The 16,949-nt window shown below is 44.6% G+C and carries 16 protein-coding genes; 13 read left to right on the top strand and 3 right to left on the bottom strand.

The window, feature by feature from the left end; all coding sequences use genetic code 11:
• Position 1: 1 nt before the first annotated feature.
• The 7 genes from rpsA to F0231_RS05845 all read left to right on the top strand — a co-directional run bounded on the left by rpsA (position 2) and on the right by F0231_RS05845 (position 7,113).
• The gene (gene rpsA, locus F0231_RS05875) at positions 2-1,672 is read left to right on the top strand and encodes a 30S ribosomal protein S1 (RefSeq protein WP_171758788.1); all 1,671 of its coding nucleotides are present in this window, start codon (positions 2-4) and stop codon (positions 1,670-1,672) included.
• Between the two features lie 211 nt (positions 1,673-1,883).
• Positions 1,884-2,165 (top strand): integration host factor subunit beta, encoded by a 282-nt coding sequence (ihfB, locus tag F0231_RS05870; RefSeq protein WP_171758787.1) that lies wholly within the window; start codon positions 1,884-1,886, stop codon positions 2,163-2,165.
• 139 nt (positions 2,166-2,304) lie between these two features.
• Positions 2,305-2,583: a LapA family protein gene (locus F0231_RS05865; protein WP_171758786.1), complete on the top strand. Its 279-nt coding sequence runs from the start codon at positions 2,305-2,307 to the stop codon at positions 2,581-2,583.
• 28 nt (positions 2,584-2,611) lie between these two features.
• Entirely contained in the window at positions 2,612-3,781 is a 1,170-nt protein-coding gene (gene lapB / locus F0231_RS05860; protein WP_171758785.1) for a lipopolysaccharide assembly protein LapB, read from the top strand.
• 90 nt (positions 3,782-3,871) lie between these two features.
• The gene (gene pyrF, locus F0231_RS05855; RefSeq protein WP_171758784.1) at positions 3,872-4,567 is read left to right on the top strand and encodes an orotidine-5'-phosphate decarboxylase; all 696 of its coding nucleotides are present in this window, start codon (positions 3,872-3,874) and stop codon (positions 4,565-4,567) included.
• A gap of 173 nt (positions 4,568-4,740) precedes the next feature.
• Positions 4,741-5,919 (top strand): hypothetical protein, encoded by a 1,179-nt coding sequence (locus tag F0231_RS05850; RefSeq protein ID WP_171758783.1) that lies wholly within the window; start codon positions 4,741-4,743, stop codon positions 5,917-5,919.
• A 15-nt stretch (positions 5,920-5,934) separates the two neighbouring features.
• Positions 5,935-7,113: a hypothetical protein gene (locus F0231_RS05845; protein ID WP_171758782.1), complete on the top strand. Its 1,179-nt coding sequence runs from the start codon at positions 5,935-5,937 to the stop codon at positions 7,111-7,113.
• Positions 7,114-7,160: 47 nt separating this feature from the next.
• Here the strand turns inward: F0231_RS05845 and F0231_RS05840 are convergent, their stop codons facing one another.
• Both F0231_RS05840 and F0231_RS05835 read right to left on the bottom strand, forming a co-directional pair.
• Positions 7,161-7,931 carry a tRNA isopentenyl-2-thiomethyl-A-37 hydroxylase MiaE gene (locus tag F0231_RS05840; protein ID WP_171758781.1) on the bottom strand — a complete coding sequence of 257 codons (771 nt, stop codon included), beginning with the start codon at positions 7,929-7,931 and terminating at the stop codon, positions 7,161-7,163.
• A gap of 76 nt (positions 7,932-8,007) precedes the next feature.
• Positions 8,008-8,772, bottom strand: a complete 765-nt coding sequence (locus F0231_RS05835; RefSeq protein ID WP_171758780.1) for a DNA repair protein — start codon at positions 8,770-8,772, stop codon at positions 8,008-8,010.
• Positions 8,773-9,069: 297 nt separating this feature from the next.
• Between F0231_RS05835 and cysB the strand changes: the two genes are divergently transcribed.
• The 6 genes from cysB (at position 9,070) to F0231_RS05805 (ending at position 15,995) form a co-directional block, all read left to right on the top strand.
• Positions 9,070-10,044 (top strand): HTH-type transcriptional regulator CysB, encoded by a 975-nt coding sequence (gene cysB, locus F0231_RS05830; RefSeq protein WP_171758779.1) that lies wholly within the window; start codon positions 9,070-9,072, stop codon positions 10,042-10,044.
• A gap of 54 nt (positions 10,045-10,098) precedes the next feature.
• Positions 10,099-11,298, top strand: a complete 1,200-nt coding sequence (locus F0231_RS05825; protein WP_171758778.1) for a methyltransferase — start codon at positions 10,099-10,101, stop codon at positions 11,296-11,298.
• 324 nt (positions 11,299-11,622) lie between these two features.
• A complete protein-coding gene (locus F0231_RS05820; RefSeq protein WP_171758887.1) occupies positions 11,623-12,588 on the top strand; it encodes an ABC transporter substrate-binding protein in 966 nt (321 codons plus the stop codon).
• Positions 12,589-12,660: 72 nt separating this feature from the next.
• Positions 12,661-13,605 (top strand): ABC transporter permease, encoded by a 945-nt coding sequence (locus F0231_RS05815; RefSeq protein ID WP_171758777.1) that lies wholly within the window; start codon positions 12,661-12,663, stop codon positions 13,603-13,605.
• Positions 13,602-14,396, top strand: coding sequence for an ABC transporter ATP-binding protein (locus tag F0231_RS05810; RefSeq protein WP_171758776.1), 795 nt, complete (start codon positions 13,602-13,604; stop codon positions 14,394-14,396). Before F0231_RS05815 ends, F0231_RS05810 begins: the two co-directional genes overlap by 4 nt.
• Before the next feature lie 138 nt (positions 14,397-14,534).
• Positions 14,535-15,995: a sensor domain-containing diguanylate cyclase gene (locus F0231_RS05805; RefSeq protein WP_171758775.1), complete on the top strand. Its 1,461-nt coding sequence runs from the start codon at positions 14,535-14,537 to the stop codon at positions 15,993-15,995.
• On the opposite strand, the gene dusC is transcribed toward F0231_RS05805, so the two are convergent.
• A complete protein-coding gene (dusC, locus tag F0231_RS05800; protein ID WP_171758774.1) occupies positions 15,992-16,945 on the bottom strand; it encodes a tRNA dihydrouridine(16) synthase DusC in 954 nt (317 codons plus the stop codon). The genes F0231_RS05805 and dusC overlap by 4 nt on opposite strands.
• Between the last annotated feature and the right edge of the window lie 4 nt (positions 16,946-16,949).

Raw genomic sequence — 16,949 nt, 5'->3', positions numbered from 1 at the left:
AATGACTGAATCTTTTGCTCAACTCTTTGAAGAGTTTCTAAACGAAACAGAATTCCAACAAGGCAGCATCGTTAAAGGTACTGTAGTAGCTATCGAGAACGGCTTCGTTCTTGTTGACGCTGGTCTTAAGTCTGAATCTGCTATCCCTGCTGAACAGTTCAAGAACGCTGCTGGCGAACTTGAAGTTGAAGTTGGTGCTGAAGTAGATGTAGCTCTAGACGCTGTTGAAGACGGTTTCGGTGAAACTCAACTTTCTCGTGAGAAAGCGAAGCGTCACGAAGCTTGGATCGTACTTGAGAAGGCTTACGAAGAAGCTGAAACTGTTGTTGGTATCATCAACGGTAAAGTTAAAGGCGGTTTCACTGTTGAACTAAACGGTATCCGTGCTTTCCTTCCTGGTTCACTAGTTGACGTACGTCCTATCCGTGACACAGCTCACCTAGAAAACAAAGAGCTAGAGTTCAAAGTTATCAAACTTGACCAGAAGCGTAACAACGTAGTTGTTTCTCGTCGTGCAGTTATCGAGTCTGAGAACAGCGTTGAGCGTGATGAGCTTCTAGAAACTCTACAAGAAGGCGCAGAAGTTAAAGGTATCGTTAAGAACCTTACTGACTACGGTGCATTCGTAGACCTAGGCGGCGTTGACGGCCTACTACACATCACTGACATGGCTTGGAAGCGCGTTAAGCACCCTTCTGAGATCGTTAACGTTGGTGACGAGATCCAAGTTAAAGTTCTTAAGTTCGACCGTGAGCGTACTCGCGTATCACTAGGTCTTAAGCAGCTAGGCGAAGATCCATGGGTAGCAATCGCTAAGCGTTACCCAGAAGGTCACAAACTATCTGGTCGCGTTACTAACCTAACTGACTACGGCTGTTTCGTTGAAATCGAAGAAGGCGTTGAAGGTCTAGTACACGTTTCTGAAATGGATTGGACTAACAAGAACATCCACCCATCTAAAGTTGTTAATGTTGGCGACGAAGTTGAGGTTATGGTTCTTGAGATTGACGAAGAACGTCGTCGTATCTCTCTAGGTCTGAAACAGTGTAAAGCTAACCCATGGCAGTCATTCGCTGAAGCACAAGCTAAAGGCGACAAAGTTACTGGTAAGATCAAGTCTATCACTGACTTCGGTATCTTCATCGGTCTTGAAGGCGGCATCGACGGTCTAGTTCACCTATCTGACATTTCTTGGAATGTAGCTGGTGAAGAAGCAGTACGCGAATACAAGAAAGGCGACGAAATCTCTGCAGTAGTTCTTGCAGTAGACGCTGAGCGTGAGCGTATCTCTCTAGGCGTTAAGCAAATGGAAAATGACCCATTCAATGCTTACGTTGCTGACAACAAGAAAGGTGCTCTAGTTAACGGTACTGTTATTGCAGTAGACGCTAAAGGCGCAACTATCGAGCTAATCGAAGGCGTAGAAGGTTACATCCGCGCTTCTGAAGTTGCTCGTGACCGCGTAGAAGACGCTTCTCTAATCCTAAGCGCTGGTGACAGTGTTGAAGCTAAGTTCACAGGTGTAGACCGTAAGAACCGCGTAATCAACCTATCTATCAAAGCTAAAGATGAAGCTGAAGAGCAAGAAGCAATGGCTTCACTGAACAAAGCAGACGATGCTTCATTCGGTAACGCTATGGCTGACGCTTTCAAAGCAGCTAAAGGCGAATAATTAAATCGCTTTTAAGAAAAAGGAGCCGAAAGGCTCCTTTTTTATGTTCAACGTTAAGCTAGTGGTAATACCAATCTCTTCAAACTACTCTGAAAAAAGCACTTTTTCATTTCACACATTGTTCAATTATTGTCTAAAATTGAAAGCAAGTGTTTGTTGGAACTGGTATTACTTACTATAATAAGTGATAAATTACTCTATGAGGGCAACTATGACTAAGTCTGAATTGATCGAAAGACTGTGCGCAGAGCAGACACACCTTTCAGCGAAAGAAATAGAAGATGCTGTAAAAGACATTTTAGAGCATATGGCGTCAACTCTTGAGAGCGGCGACCGCATAGAAATTCGTGGCTTCGGCAGCTTCTCATTGCACTTCCGCGAACCTCGTGTGGGTCGTAACCCTAAAACGGGTGATAAAGTGGAATTGGAAGGTAAGTACGTACCTCACTTTAAACCAGGTAAAGAGCTACGTGAACGCGTAAACCTAGGTTAAGACTTTATAATTCATTATCAAAAAAGCGGCATACTGTAGTATGCCGCTTTTTTATAACTCGAATTGCAGAGATAACCATGGTTTGTTTGGAGCTTTTACTGCATAATCGAACGGCAGAACTTATCTTAGGTGATGGACTATGAAAATTATAAAAATCGTTCTTGTACTGGCCCTATTCTTAATTGCACTGGCATTAGGCTCTCAGAACCAGGTTGTCGTAACCTTTAACTATCTACTAGCCCAAGGTGAATTCCACCTATCGACGCTGCTTGGCGTTGTATTTGTTGTCGGCTTCGCTCTGGCGTGGTTAGTGTTTGGTAGCTTGCACTTTAAATCACAACTTCAGGTACGTAAATTGAAGAAGAAACTGAATAAGCTTTCTCCTCCAGCAAGCGAGCCTGCTCAAGAAAAAGCATAAAACGAAAGTGTAGGTAGGCTGTTACTCGATGTTAGAAATCCTCTTCTTGTTATTACCAATCGCCGCGGCGTATGGTTGGTATATGGGTAATCGAAGCGCCCAGCAGGACAAGCAGAAACAATCTAATCAAATATCTCGTCAATACGTGACGGGCTTAAACCTGCTTTTATCCGATCAATCGGATAAAGCAGTGGATCACTTCATTGAACTTCTTCAAGTCGATAATGAAACGATCGATACGCATCTAGCTCTTGGCAATCTGTTCCGCTCAAGAGGCGAAGTCGATCGCGCTATACGTATTCACCAAAACTTAATCTCGCGCTCTGGTCTCACGATTGATCAGAAAAATATCGCTCTCCAACAGCTCGCCAAAGACTACATGGCCTCTGGCTTTCTTGACCGAGCAGAAAAGATCTTCGAACAGTTAGTGGATGAACCGGATCACCGTGAAGGTGCGCTTCAACAACTCGTCGCGATTTACCAACAGACACGTGAGTGGAATAAAGCTATTCATTACGCATCGCTTTTAGTCAAGATGGGACGTAAACGCATGCGTACCAGTATTGGCCATTTCTGGTGTGAACTTGCGATGCAAGAGAAGGCGGATGGGAATCATTCTCTAGCGATCCAAAATTTTAAGCGCGCACTGTCTGAAGACCCTAAGTGTGTTCGTGCAAGTATCGCGTTGGGTAAACTCTACCTAGATGACGAAGATTACAAGAACACCATCAAATACATGGAGATGGTGCTTGAGCAGGACAGTGACTTCATTAGTGAAGTTTTACCAACCTTAGCAGATTGCTATCATCATCTTGACCAAGAAGATGAGCTGCTCAATTTCTTACGTAACTGCATCGTTAACAAGGCTGGCGTATCCGCTGAGCTGATGTTGGCTCAGATGGTCGCTAAGCACGATGGCGCAGGCGCAGCTCAAGAGCTTTTGACTCGTCAATTAGTTAAGAACCCGACAATGAAAGGGTTCTATCGTTTAATGGACTATCACTTAGCTGAGGCGGAAGAAGGGCGAGCAAAAGCCAGTCTTGGTACGCTTCAGCAATTGGTAGGTGAACAGTTAAAAGTTAAACCTCACTATCGCTGCCGCAAGTGTGGTTTCTCGACCCACTCGATGTATTGGCATTGTCCATCATGTAAAGGGTGGGGGACTATTAAGCCGATTAGAGGGCTTGATGGTGAATAATCTATTTCCGATTGGAAATTCCAATCATTAATGAGCAGCGGTGAGCCCGCTGCTTTTTTTCGACTTGTTTATAGTATGTTAGGAGATGAAATGATCGACCAAAAAGTTATTGTTGCACTGGATTACGACAATCAAGCTGATGCACTTGCTTTTGTAGATAGAATTGACCCAAGCTCATGCCGACTCAAAGTTGGTAAAGAGATGTTTACGCTGTTTGGTCCTGATTTCGTTAAAGAGCTCCATAAACGTGGTTTTTCAGTTTTCTTAGACCTTAAGTTCCACGATATTCCTAACACGTGCTCGAAAGCGGTTCGTGCGGCTGCTGAAATGGGCGTTTGGATGGTGAATGTTCACGCAGGTGGTGGTGAGCGCATGATGACCGCTTCACGTGAAATTCTTGAGCCATACGGGAAAGACCGCCCTCTACTGATCGGTGTAACGGTATTAACAAGCATGGAACAATCTGATTTGGCGGGTATTGGCTTAGATATTGCTCCACAGAAGCAAGTTATTCGTCTGGCTAACCTAACAAAGAACGCAGGCCTTGATGGAGTGGTATGTTCTGCGCAAGAAGCGTCAATGTTGAAAGGTGAGTTAGGTAAAGAGTTTAAGCTTGTTACTCCGGGCATTCGTCCAGCCGGTGCAGCGGTTGGCGATCAAAAGCGTATTATGACACCAGTGGATGCTATCCAAGCGGGCTCAGATTACCTGGTTATTGGCCGTCCAATTACACAAGCGCCAGACCCAGCTGCAGTGCTGGCTGAGATTAACGCAACCCTTGCTTAATCCAATCTAACCAACCAACAAAGCCAGCGTATGCTGGCTTTTTTATCCGTAGTAAGTAAGTGGTTACTAGCTTATAAGTTGATCAATATCTCAAATGAATTATTAAATTACACGATATTTATAATGCTCTCTTAAATTAGATTGTAGGCTTACGCAATCTATTTAGGGAGTGAATGATGGACGGATACGAATCTCGCCCAAAACATGTTAGTAAGTTAACGCCTGATGAGTTGAAACTAGAGAAGGAATTGGTCCGCAAGAAAAAGGCCAAGGTGTTACAGTACATTGACCAGACCAAGCACCTCTCCCAAGGCTTTCGCTTGGTCAATCAAAAAGACTACCATTCAGAATTAGCAAGACTTAAATCGGAATTGACGTCGAAACAGTTTCTTTCAACGGAAGAAGGAAGAGTATGCAAACTGATGTACGACATCCTAACCGATGATGCACATTTGGTTGAGTACTTAGATGATGACCTCAAATCCTACTTGACTAAACCTTCCACCGGCAAAGCCACTCTTAATACCAAGTCGATGAGCCAAGCTCAGCGTAATCAAGTCGCGAACACAAAACTTAAGCGAAAACAGCTGTTTTTGATGTACAGAGAAATTATTCAAGCTCAAGTTGAGTTAAGGACTTTTGCTAAGACCGTTGCATCGGCTTTTAATGGTGAGTTGAGTGAACCACCAGGTGCGTTCGGGGGGATTAAAAGTTTTAGCGGTGCTTTAGCTAAAATGACTACCCGTGATAGAGATACCTACGTTGGTGAGCTGAAAGATTGCGCTCGAATGACGGTGATGTTTGACTCTTTAACTGCATTACACGCAGCAAAGCTCTTTATTTGTCGTACTGAAGAGTTTCGAAAAGTCGCACACAATCAAAATGCATTGAAAGACCGTTATTCGTTTGCAGGGGGTAAATCGACTCTGGCGAAGTATAATAAGGGTGCAACTGGTTCCGGCTATCGAGATATTAAGTTCTTCCTGAAGCTTTCGAATGGTCAAATTGCGGAACTCCAACTCAACATACCTGGCATGCTTGTAGCGAAGGCCAAAGAGCACATTATTTACGATATTACTCGAACCACTAAAGACTTATCTAAAGAGTTCAAAGTTTCTAGCCAAGAAGTGCTGGATACGGTGAAACGGAAAATGGATAAAAACTGGTTTAGCTTTATTCATGATAATGTCCCTAAAGCCCGTGATGAGTTAAAAGTTGCTCAGAACATGATTCACCGTCTCCATCAATCAGGAAGTTTGATTGTCTCTCCTAAGGAAGCTGAGGCACTAAATAAAATTGGTAGAGAGCTCTACGCTCAGGGGATGAATGGTAGAGCTTTACTTGGGCATTGAGTTGGAGATGTTTTAATGACAGATACATTATCAGCTTCAGTTGGCAGTGACGCGCTTTCTGGAGTAGCAAATAAAAAAGTGAGCGTGGGCGATGTCGCTAAGATCAAAGCCGAAGTGCTTAAGCGGATAAATCAATCAGCGCACCTTTCTCAGGGTTTTCGCCTAGTTAATCAAAATGAGTACCAATCGAGCTTAGCGGAGCTGAGAAGCAAGCTGAAGTCAAAAAGCTTTCAGAAAACTGATGAAGGCAAGATGTGTAAGTTGATGCACGATATCTTAACGGATGATGCTCACTTAGCAGAATATCTAGATGCAGATGTTGCACAGCATCTGGAAACAAATGCAGCGGGAAAGAAAGTACTCAATACGAAAGCGATGGACTTCCATGGCAAGAATCAGGTCGCGAATGCTAAATTAAAACGCAAGCAGTTGTTTTTAATGTTCAAAGAGATCATCCAAGCACAAGTTGAACTCAACACCTTTGCTGAGCGTCTCAAAGTAGCTTTCGGTGCTGAAGTGAGTTTTCCTCCAGGCGCCTATGGTGGAATTAAGAGTTATAGCGGTGCATTGGCTAAGATTACCACTCGAATGCGAACCAACGATGTCGGTGACTTAAAAGATTGTGCTCGTATTACGGTCAAAGTGAAGAAATTCAAAGATCTGCAGGCTGCTAAGTTATTTATTTGTGGCACAGAAGAGTTTAAAGCCGTTGCTAAGCATCAAAAGTCACTTAAAGATAGATATCAACTTGCTAGCGGCGGAAGTGCTTTACAGCAGCATAACGTAGCTCCTGACAGCAGTGGCTATAAGGATATCAAGTTCTTTTTGAAAATGAGTGGCGGTCAAATAGCTGAGCTTCAGTTGAATATCCCAGGAATGCTAATTGCTAAGAAGAAAGCACATATCGTTTATGATATTGCACGAACAAATCAGAATGCCTTTGATAACCGTCAACAGTTTCAGGTCACAAGTCCTGAAGTGATTGAAAAGGTTAAAAAGAAAATGGACGACGATTGGTTTGGCTTTATCAGAGCGAAACTCGATGGAATTGCTGCTGAAGCCGATTGTGTCGAAGCCATGATGGATGTATTGAAAAGCAAAGGGACGCTAGTGATTGAAGCTAACCAAGCTGAAGCACTTAATCGAATCAGTAAGAAGCTCTATGCCGCTGGGCTTGGAGAAGCGTTGCTGTAATAGAATGCAGAAGAGTAAAAAAGGATGCGCGACGCATCCTTTTCTGGTTAAGCGGGTACACCACTATGAAACTTAAAATCATGATCTGGAGATGAAATTAGCTCTGCTTCTAACTGACCAAAGTACTCGATACGTTGCGTGATATCTTCTCCAGCGATCTCTTCGGCAAGGGTTAAGTAATCTTGATAATGCCTCGCTTCGGAGCGAAGTAACGACACATAGAACTTAGCAATGTCTTCATCCATGTGTGGAGACAGTTTTGCAAAGCGTTCACATGAACGCGCTTCAATGTAAGCCCCAATAATGAGCTTATCGATTAAGGTTTGAGGTTCATGTGTCGCCATTTTACCAATAAGCCCTTTCGCATATCGGCTGGCTTGCACAGGTTCATAATCAATGCCGCGTGAGTCCATAATTTCAAGCACTTGGTAAAAGTGGTGAAGCTCTTCTTTAATCAGCAGCACCATTTTGTCAATTAAGTCTTGGCTGTAAGGCGAATTAGATTTCGCCATGATGGATTTCGAGATATTGCTTTTACCTTTTAACGTCTCGAGGTTTCCCGTTTTACGGTAAGCAAAATCTTCGTAAGGTTTGAACCAATCTAGAAGGCTATGAGCACTCGACTTATCGACGGCATATTTACGAATTAAATACATCGCTGATTGACCCGCTTTCAATTCACATAGCAGGTGATCGATCAATACTACTTTGAGGTTCTCGGGCTTTCGAGCCTCCTCTACCCAAGCATCAGGTGTTGGGCATTGTAAGAATTCATTTATAGGTTCAAGCAGGGATTGATATTGGTCTAGTTCGATCATCTTGGGTATTACTTAACTTTGGAAAAAGAAAAGGCCGCAATAGCGACCTTTTAAACTTGTGTATATAGCAGCTAGTTTACCACTTTTTCTTCTCACCGAAGAGCGCATCCATATCATTTTTACGTTGATTTTCTTCGAGCTGATGAAGCTCTTCTGCATTTTTAGTCTGGCGTTTGGACTCTAAGTCGTCAAACATTGATTGCAGCTTTTCGCGTGCTTGGTTTGAGTACGCATCATTCTTAGTACTAAGCGCGTCTAAGCCTTTTTTTAGTAATTGAATTGCAGTACCTGGTTGGCCACGAACAATCGCGTCGTTTGAGCGTTTGATAACGTTTTCGATGTTAATTCGAATCTGGATAGTTTCAAGGCGCGCATTCTCAGCAACATAGGCTTGCGTTTCAAAACGACCCTTATTGTGTTCGCTGCGGATGGTGTCACGAAGGCGCTTAACCAGTTTAAGCATCATGATCGCTTGCTTATCACTACTTGGCACCTTAAAGGTAGTGCTCTCACCACCTTTATAATTATCATCTAGCTGTTTGATTTGATCCTTTACGTTTTCAACACGTTGCTGCAACTGCTTGTTCTTGGGGTCAAGCTCATACATGTTCTGCAAAGCATCCAAGATACGGGTGTTTAAACAGACGAGAAGATCTTTACTGTATGGCATGTGATGGGCGTGACCGATTAGCTCTTCAGTCGCATCGATGATCTGCAGGTAACGCGAACTTTCCTGTTTGCGCGCAGTTTCAGCTTTCACCTTGTACTGAAGCATAATGTTATACCCCAGAACCAGCACGAGTAAGATGGCAACTAAAGCTATGATTAACCCAATATTCATAAATTCCGTATCTTATGTTTTTTAATAGCTAGCCAGTAAGCATACACGATTCTGCTATACGGCTGTATCTCTTTTGCATTATTGCTCAACTTAGTAATTTTATTAACGAAAATACACTTTGCAAAGCTCATTCTGAGTAATTGGTTGCAAAATAAACGCTGCCCAGAAAATTTGCCCCCAATTTGTCAGGCATATACTAGATCGGACTATCAATTTTCCCCTATAGGCGTTATAACTAAATATTATAAACTACGTGTGCTCGCTGTGCGGCGTCGATAAGGGATTACGAGGTCAAGAATGAAATTACAACAATTGAAGTATATTGTTGAGGTCGTCAACCATAACTTAAATGTATCGGCTACTGCCGAGAGTCTTTACACTTCTCAGCCGGGCATCAGTAAACAGGTTCGTTTGCTTGAAGACGAACTGGGCATTCAGATTTTTGAACGCAGCGGTAAACATCTCACTCAAGTGACGGGCGCGGGCGAAGATATTATCCGTATCTCTCAAGAGATCCTAGCTCGTGTTGAGAGTATTAAAGCCGTCGCCGGTGAACATACTCACCCCGAGATGGGCACGCTGAACATCTCGACGACACATACTCAAGCGCGTTATGCATTGCCTGACGTGATTAAAGGCTTTACTGCGCGTTACCCGAAAGTGTCACTGCATATGCATCAAGGCACGCCATCACAAATGTCGGAGGCGATTGCTAAGGGTACTGCAAACTTTGCTATTGCAACCGAAGCGCTACACTTGTACCAAGATGCGATAATGCTGCCTTGCTACCACTGGAATCGTTCGATTGTTGTACCAAAAAACCACCCGTTAGCGCAGAAAGAGCAAGTGACGATCCAAGACCTTGCTTCGTTCCCACTGGTTACTTATGTGTTTGGTTTTACTGGGCGCTCAGAACTTGATACCGCGTTCAATAAATATGGCTTGACGCCTCGCGTTGTCTTTACCGCGACAGATGCAGACGTGATCAAAACCTACGTTCGTATGGGCATAGGTGTTGGTGTTATCGCAAGTATGGCTATTGACCAGGAACAAGACACGGATTTAGTCGCAATCGATGCAAGCCACATCTTTGGCGCGAGTACGACTAGTATCGGCTTTAGACGAGGCACTTTCTTACGCTCTTACATGTTTGATTTCATGGAACGCTTTGCTCCGCACTTAACTCGCCCTGTGGTTGAGCAAGCATTATCACTAAAATCGAACGCTGAAATTGAAGAGATGTTTAAGGATATCGACTTACCCGTGCGTTAATCCGCTACCATCTCACTAGACTTCCCTCTACACTACGCTTTTAAGGGGGAAGTCATGTCACGTCAGTTCCAATCTCTGGATTCATTCCTAATTGCCAATCAAGCCCTTTGGCGATTCGAACCATTCTTTGCAAGCCAGCAAATTGACCTGCCATGGCGCGGCTCTGAGCCACAATTATGTGCTTGGTTAAACGCCCTCTCAGAAACCGAAATCGATGCCTTCAAGCAAGATAATGCTAAGTTGCTTGAAGCGATGTCGGAGTATTTACCTCAATTAAGTCAAATCTCGCAGTGGGTATCTTCACTTCCTCAATTAAAATGTGAGGGGTTGACCTTGGACCGTGGCGTAGAAACAGGCGTACCGGGCAGAAAACTTGAGCAAATCCTGTCAATGGGGGAGGCCGTTCTTACTGCCCATAACGGGAGCGAGTGGCTTGAGTGGTGTTCAGGTAAAGGATTTCTGGGGCGCATCTTAGCCAGTCAGTCTTCACAACCTGTGACAAGTTTCGAGTATCAGCAAGCGCTGTGTGATTCTGGCCAAGCAGAGGCAGATAAACAGCAGTTACCAATGACATTTGTACAGGGTGATGCGTTGTCTGAGGAGTCTTTAGAGGTCTTTAATGAACGTCAGCATGCTGTTGCTTTGCATGCGTGTGGTGATCTTCATGTCTCTCTTTTGATTAAAGGGGTAGACAGGCAACTGCCTGCTATGACGATTTCCCCTTGTTGCTATCACCTCATTGAGGCTGAGACTTATCAACCGCTTTCCAAGGTAGCCCAGACGTCTCAGTTAGCGTTGACCAAGTCCGAGCTTCGTATTCCCCTTCAAGAAACGGTGACCGGTGGAGAGCGTGTTCGCCGACATCGAATGCAAGAGATGACCTATCGGTTAGGCTTTGATGCGTTGCTAAGGGAGTGTTTGTCTATTGAGCAATACCAACCTGTCCCTAGTATCAAAAAATCACAGCTATCGGATGGCTTTGAAGCGTTTTGTCAGTGGGCTTGTGAACGTAAAGGCATTGAGTTGCCAAAGGTAGATTTCGATCGGTTTGAAGCAAAGGGAATCAGCCGATACTGGCAAATGGAGCGAATCAGTTTAGTTCAGCAGCCTTATCGCCGTCTTCTCGAATTATGGTTAGCTTTCGATAAGGTGCTTTACCTTGAAGACAATGGATATGAAGTCGAACTATCTGAGTTCTGTTCTAGAGAAACAACACCACGTAATCTTTTGATTCATGCGAAAAAAGAGAATTAGCTAGATGGATCTCCTTTTGTTATTTAAATGTTAAATCTTGCTTTTCTTTTACACATCTAACTGGTAATAATTAATGTGTTCACAAAATGAACAGATTTATAAAAATAAGATATTCGTTCAAACACAACATTAATATTGCTTAAAACAGTCTGCTGATAGTTAACTCGATGTGACGATGTTCAGTGCCATAAGTCAGGAAGTATGTGGTGTTCATCTCTCTTTTTCTCATTGATTGCCAATTACTCAGCGTTGATGGCGGGTATGTCGCCGTTGATGCTGTGGCGTCTTGGTGTCGGCAGGTTGCTTTACCATCAAGGAGTTAAGATGAAAGCAGCAAAAGTCATTGCTACTGTTGCCCTAGCAGGTGCAGCATTACTCACTTCCGTGTCAATCATGGCAAAAACAGCCAAAGTGGCTGTTTCTCAAATCGTTGAGCACCCAGCTTTAGATGCGACTCGCCAAGGGCTGATCGACGGCCTAAAAGCAAAAGGGTATGAGCAAGGCAAAAACCTCGATTTTGATTACAAAACGGCTCAAGGCAACCCGGCTATTGCGGTTCAAATCGCGCGCCAATACGTCGGTGAAAAGCCCGATGTTCTGGTGGGGATTGCAACGCCAACTGCGCAAGCCTTGGTTTCCGCTACTCGCTCCATCCCAGTTGTTTTCACCGCAGTAACGGACCCTGTGGGTGCTAAGTTAGTAAAGACGCTTGAGCAACCAGGAAAAAATGTAACAGGTCTTTCGGATCTCTCTCCAGTAAACCAACACGTGGCGCTGATTAAAGAGATCATGCCAAGTGTTAAATCAATCGGCGTGGTATTCAATCCAGGTGAAGCAAACGCGGTAACACTGGTTGATCTGCTCAAACAAAGTGCTCAGGAACATGGACTTGAAGTGGTTGAAGCGACGGCACTAAAAAGCGCGGATGTTCAATCTGCCACACAAGCGATAGCAGCGAAGTCTGATGTGATTTATGCACCAACGGATAACACTGTTGCTAGTGCGATTGAAGGGATGATTGTCGCGGCAAACCAGTCGAAAACTCCAGTGATGGGTGGCGCCACGTCTTACGTTGAAAAAGGTGCGATCGCAAGTCTTGGTTTTGACTACTACCAAGTAGGGGTTCAAACCGCAGAATACGTTGCAGCGATTATCGAAGGTGCTCAGCCTGGTTCTCTGGATGTAAAAATCGCACAGGGTTCAGATCTCGTTGTTAACAAAACAGCAGCAGCAAAGCTTGGTGTTGATATCCCTCAATCTGTCTTAGATCGAGCGACAAGCGTGAAGTAATCATGTCTGCCTCAAACATGGGCTAAATACGTATGTTTGAGGCGCCTATCTTTTACAGACAGGGAGTATTACATGTCTGCTTTTGCATTTTTTGGCGCGCTTGAAATTGGCTTGTTGTATGGATTGGTCGCTCTTGGCGTTTACCTTACATTCCGCGTACTTGATTTCCCAGACCTTAGCGTAGATGGCAGTTTTCCTATGGGAGCAGCGGTGGCAGCAACGGCTATTGTGGTGGGCATCAACCCTTGGATCGCGACACTGATGGCTATTCTAGCGGGGGCTGCCACAGGTTGGGTAACGGCCTTTTTGGCGGTTCGATGCGGGATTTTACATCTGCTAGCGTCGATCTTAACCATGATAGCTGCCTTCTCGATAAACATTCGTATTATGGGCAGACCCAATATGGCGCTGCTCGGTGAAGAGACAATCTTAACGCCATTTGAAGCGATTGGTGATCCGATGCTTGTGCGTCCTTTGGTTGTTGGTGCCCTTGTTTTATTCTCAGCTTGGCTGGTGGTTCGTTTACTCAATAGTGACTTTGGGCTTGGACTTCGAGCGACAGGGGTGAACGCTCGAATGGTGTCTGCTCAAGGTGCAAGTACCGCATTCTACACTTATTTTGGCTTGGCTCTTTCCAATGGTTTTGTTGGGTTTTCTGGGGCACTGTTCGCGCAAACCAACAGTTTCGCCGATGTCACTTCCGGGGTTGGTACGATTGTAGTTGGTCTAGCCGCTGTTATCCTCGGCCAGACTTTAATCCCAGGACGTAAAATTTGGGTTGCGGTTGTGGCGGTTATTGTCGGTTCTGTACTGTATCGCTTGGCTGTTGCGTTCGCGCTTAGTTCAGGGATGTTCGGGCTACAAGCATCTGATCTCAACCTCGTGACTGCTGTTTTGGTTGCGGCAGCATTGATTGCACCGAAGATCAAAGGAAACCTCAAGTCAAAAAAGCGCAGTGACCCAAGTCATGGGAAGAAATCATTAAGGCAAGGGAAAGACTCGGGAGAAGTGGCATGATTCGTCTTGAAGATATTCAGGTGACCTTTAATCCTGGCACCATTCTCGAGAATAGAGCATTGCGTGGTGTAGATTTAGAAGTGCCAAAGCATCAGTTTTTAACCGTGATCGGCTCAAATGGTGCTGGCAAATCTACACTGCTTGGTGCGGTAACCGGTGAAACACCAATGGTCGGTGGTCAAGTGATTATCGATGAACTGGACGTGACAAAGCAGACTGTTGATCAAAGAGCGAAGCAGTGTGCTCGGGTATTCCAAGACCCCCTAGCAGGGACATGTGGGGATTTGACCATTGAAGAGAATATGGCATTGGCCTATATGCGTGGAAAGCGCCGCGGTTGGAGCTTATCGCTATCATCAAAAAGGCGTGAACTGTTCAAAGAGCGCATTAGCATTCTTGGCCTTGGTCTAGAAGATCGTCTTGGAGACAGTATTGGCCTGTTATCCGGAGGGCAACGGCAAGCCGTAAGCTTGGTCATGGCAACGTTGTCGGACAGTAAACTCTTGTTACTTGATGAACATACTGCTGCACTCGACCCACGCATGGCGGCCTTTATTATTGATCTGACGAAAACCATTGTCTCAGAGTTTAATTTAACCGTGATGATGGTAACGCACTCGATGAAAGATGCACTCGCTTGTGGAGACCGCACTGTCATGCTTCATCAAGGTGAAATTGTTTTGGACGTTGCAGGAGAGCAAAGGGCCAATATGGGTGTTCCCGACTTACTGGAAATGTTCTCTAGAGTTAGAGGAGAAGAGCTTACTGATGACAGTCTTCTGTTAAATTGATTCCAAAACGAGTTAAACTTAATGAGTATTTAATCTATTGAGTGCTGTGACTTTTGTGTAATAATCGGCGCGGTTATATTATTTAGCCTATCTTACAATGATTGTAGAGATAGGCTTTTGCTTTTTCAGAGGGAACTGATGCAAGTCCAAAGGCACTTCAGCTTAAAATTTGTTTTTCTCATGCCTTTGTTTCTCGTTCTGCTCGTATTTTTACTCACAACAAGAAACTACTACGACTCGCTGATCAGAGATGTTGACGATGAGTACTCGCGCATATTCGCCGCGATGGAGCGCGCGTCAAAAGTAATCACCGCGATTGACTATAGTTTTTCCAATTACGCTAAATCTCACTACATTATGATGCTTGAGCACAATCGTCAGGTTGTGGATGGTCTGTGTCAAATGTGGCCTATTGATTTGATGCTCCTATCTGAAGGACGCAATCACGACATACCTGCTGTCGACATCAACTATATGCTGATAGGCGATGAACAGTTATGTGACCCTGAAAGCGAAGAATTCCAACGTATTTCTGGGCAAGTTTCCCTCGCACCTGTCCTCTCTTTTTTGCACGATATTGACTCTTACTTACTTGGCATTCATTACATTGATCGTGAAGGCTACTTTATGTCTTCCCCTGATACGTATGCAAAAAATGTCACCAAGGAGCTGCTTACCACGCTCAAAGCTCGACCTTTCTGGCAAGAAACCGCCATTAACAAAGATCATGTTACGCTTTCTGGTCCTGCTCCCGTAAATGCTTCGAACACGGAAGTCATGAGCCTAAGTATGCCAATTTATAGTGAAGGTGTGCATCAAGGCATGCTTTCATTAGATATCTCTTATGGGGAACTTTTAGACACGAGCGGCAAGCTAACGGGTCGTTTGCATATCGTCGACACAGACTATTTGACCCCTTCTAGTCATACGTTACTCATTCGCCCGTTGAGTATTGAAGGTGTGGTTGGTTCTCACTCTATCTACTACCAATTTGATTGGATGACTGAGGTAAAGAGCTTCTTCTACTTCGAACGCTACAGTTTGATGGTTATCGCACTGATTTATCTCTTTTCAGTGATTGTGTTGTTTTTCATTAACACACGTGTTGAGCATGATTACTTTAAAGACTTAGCAGCAAAGGATCCAATGACGGGGTTACTTAATCGGAGGGGGTTAGAGGCGTTTTTAAGTAATGCGGTGCATGGGCAGTATATCGCGATTGCCGTATTCGACATTGATAACTTTAAATCGATCAACGACCGTTTTGGCCATGATGTGGGTGATAACGTCATAATCTACATGGCGGACCAAATTGACGTCAGTATCCGACGCAATGATGCTGCGGCTCGTGTCGGTGGGGAAGAGTTCGTTATCTACATGACTGGTAATGATAAGGCGATGCTACAAAAGGGTATGTTGCGCGTGCAAAATGCGATCAATGAAGATTCCGCCAGAGCGATTGATGCTGGCTTTACCATTTCTGGTGGCGTAGAAATTGTTGAAAGCAGTGCTGGGTGCAGCTTCGAACGTTTATTCAAAGCTGCGGATGAAAAACTCTACCAAGCCAAAACCACAGGTAAAGATAAGTTGGTGTTTTAAGCGGTGATTAAGTCATCTCGATAGCGAGTAATGTGTTCGACAATCGGCGCGGCTTTGTTGAATGTACGAATCTCTCTGAACAACGCTGCCGCTTCGGGGTATTGCGGTCTTAGGTAAGAGAACCACTGTTTCACGCGGTTAGGGTAGTAAAGGCCTTTGTCACCTTTCATTTCATACTGAGAGTAGACTAAAAGTAATTCAACCACTTCAGCCCAAGGCATGACGGTCGCGTTGTGTTTAACGACGTTTCCTAGGTTCGGCACGTTGAACGCTCCGCGGCATACCATCAACGAATCCACACCTGTGGTCGCAATACACGCTTGTCCATCTTCGTAGTTCCAAATCTCACCATTGGCGATCAGCGGAATAGAGAAGCGCTGACGAATTTGGTTGATGTAATCCCATTTGATTTCACTGGCTTTGTAGCCGCCGGCCTTTGTTCGTGCATGAACGGTCAGCTCATTTGCACCTGCGCTCTGAATAGCATCAACAATTTCAAAACAGTCATCTGGGTTCTCCCAGCCTAGACGTATTTTAGCGGTTACAGGAGTGCCTTGAGGAACGGCATCACGACACGCTTTGACCACATTGTGGATTAGCTCAGGATGTTGAAGTAGAGCTGCGCCGCCTTTACTCTTGTTAACCAGTTTTGCAGGGCACCCAAAGTTAAGATCAATCCCTTTGGCTCCCAGTTCTGCCGCGCGAATGGCATTTTCTGCCATCCATTTCGGATCTTGACCAAGCAGTTGAACATGTACAGGTACACCAGACTTAGTTTGGGATCCTTGCAGTAGCTCTGGACACAAGCGATGGAAGACGTGATCTGGCAAAAGCTGATCAACCACACGAACAAATTCAGTGACACAGAGATCGTAGTCATTGATGTCTGTCAGAATCTCTCGCATCAAATGGTCTAATACGCCCTCCATAGGGCCCAAAACTACTCGCATAAAA

The organism is Vibrio sp. RE86, assembly GCF_013114545.1.
GTDB lineage: Bacteria > Pseudomonadota > Gammaproteobacteria > Enterobacterales > Vibrionaceae > Vibrio.
Note: the sequence above shows the minus strand (reverse complement) of the source record. Positions and strands in the feature narration are given on the sequence as shown.

Coding starts and splice junctions, on each gene's coding strand:
- rpsA (WP_171758788.1), top strand. CDS start 2: ATGACTGAATCTTTTGCTCAACTCTTTGAAGAGTTTCTAAACGAAACA.
- ihfB (WP_171758787.1), top strand. CDS start 1,884: ATGACTAAGTCTGAATTGATCGAAAGACTGTGCGCAGAGCAGACACAC.
- F0231_RS05865 (WP_171758786.1), top strand. CDS start 2,305: ATGAAAATTATAAAAATCGTTCTTGTACTGGCCCTATTCTTAATTGCA.
- lapB (WP_171758785.1), top strand. CDS start 2,612: ATGTTAGAAATCCTCTTCTTGTTATTACCAATCGCCGCGGCGTATGGT.
- pyrF (WP_171758784.1), top strand. CDS start 3,872: ATGATCGACCAAAAAGTTATTGTTGCACTGGATTACGACAATCAAGCT.
- F0231_RS05850 (WP_171758783.1), top strand. CDS start 4,741: ATGATGGACGGATACGAATCTCGCCCAAAACATGTTAGTAAGTTAACG.
- F0231_RS05845 (WP_171758782.1), top strand. CDS start 5,935: ATGACAGATACATTATCAGCTTCAGTTGGCAGTGACGCGCTTTCTGGA.
- F0231_RS05840 (WP_171758781.1), bottom strand. CDS start 7,931: ATGATCGAACTAGACCAATATCAATCCCTGCTTGAACCTATAAATGAA.
- F0231_RS05835 (WP_171758780.1), bottom strand. CDS start 8,772: ATGAATATTGGGTTAATCATAGCTTTAGTTGCCATCTTACTCGTGCTG.
- cysB (WP_171758779.1), top strand. CDS start 9,070: ATGAAATTACAACAATTGAAGTATATTGTTGAGGTCGTCAACCATAAC.
- F0231_RS05825 (WP_171758778.1), top strand. CDS start 10,099: ATGTCACGTCAGTTCCAATCTCTGGATTCATTCCTAATTGCCAATCAA.
- F0231_RS05820 (WP_171758887.1), top strand. CDS start 11,623: ATGAAAGCAGCAAAAGTCATTGCTACTGTTGCCCTAGCAGGTGCAGCA.
- F0231_RS05815 (WP_171758777.1), top strand. CDS start 12,661: ATGTCTGCTTTTGCATTTTTTGGCGCGCTTGAAATTGGCTTGTTGTAT.
- F0231_RS05810 (WP_171758776.1), top strand. CDS start 13,602: ATGATTCGTCTTGAAGATATTCAGGTGACCTTTAATCCTGGCACCATT.
- F0231_RS05805 (WP_171758775.1), top strand. CDS start 14,535: ATGCAAGTCCAAAGGCACTTCAGCTTAAAATTTGTTTTTCTCATGCCT.
- dusC (WP_171758774.1), bottom strand. CDS start 16,945: ATGCGAGTAGTTTTGGGCCCTATGGAGGGCGTATTAGACCATTTGATG.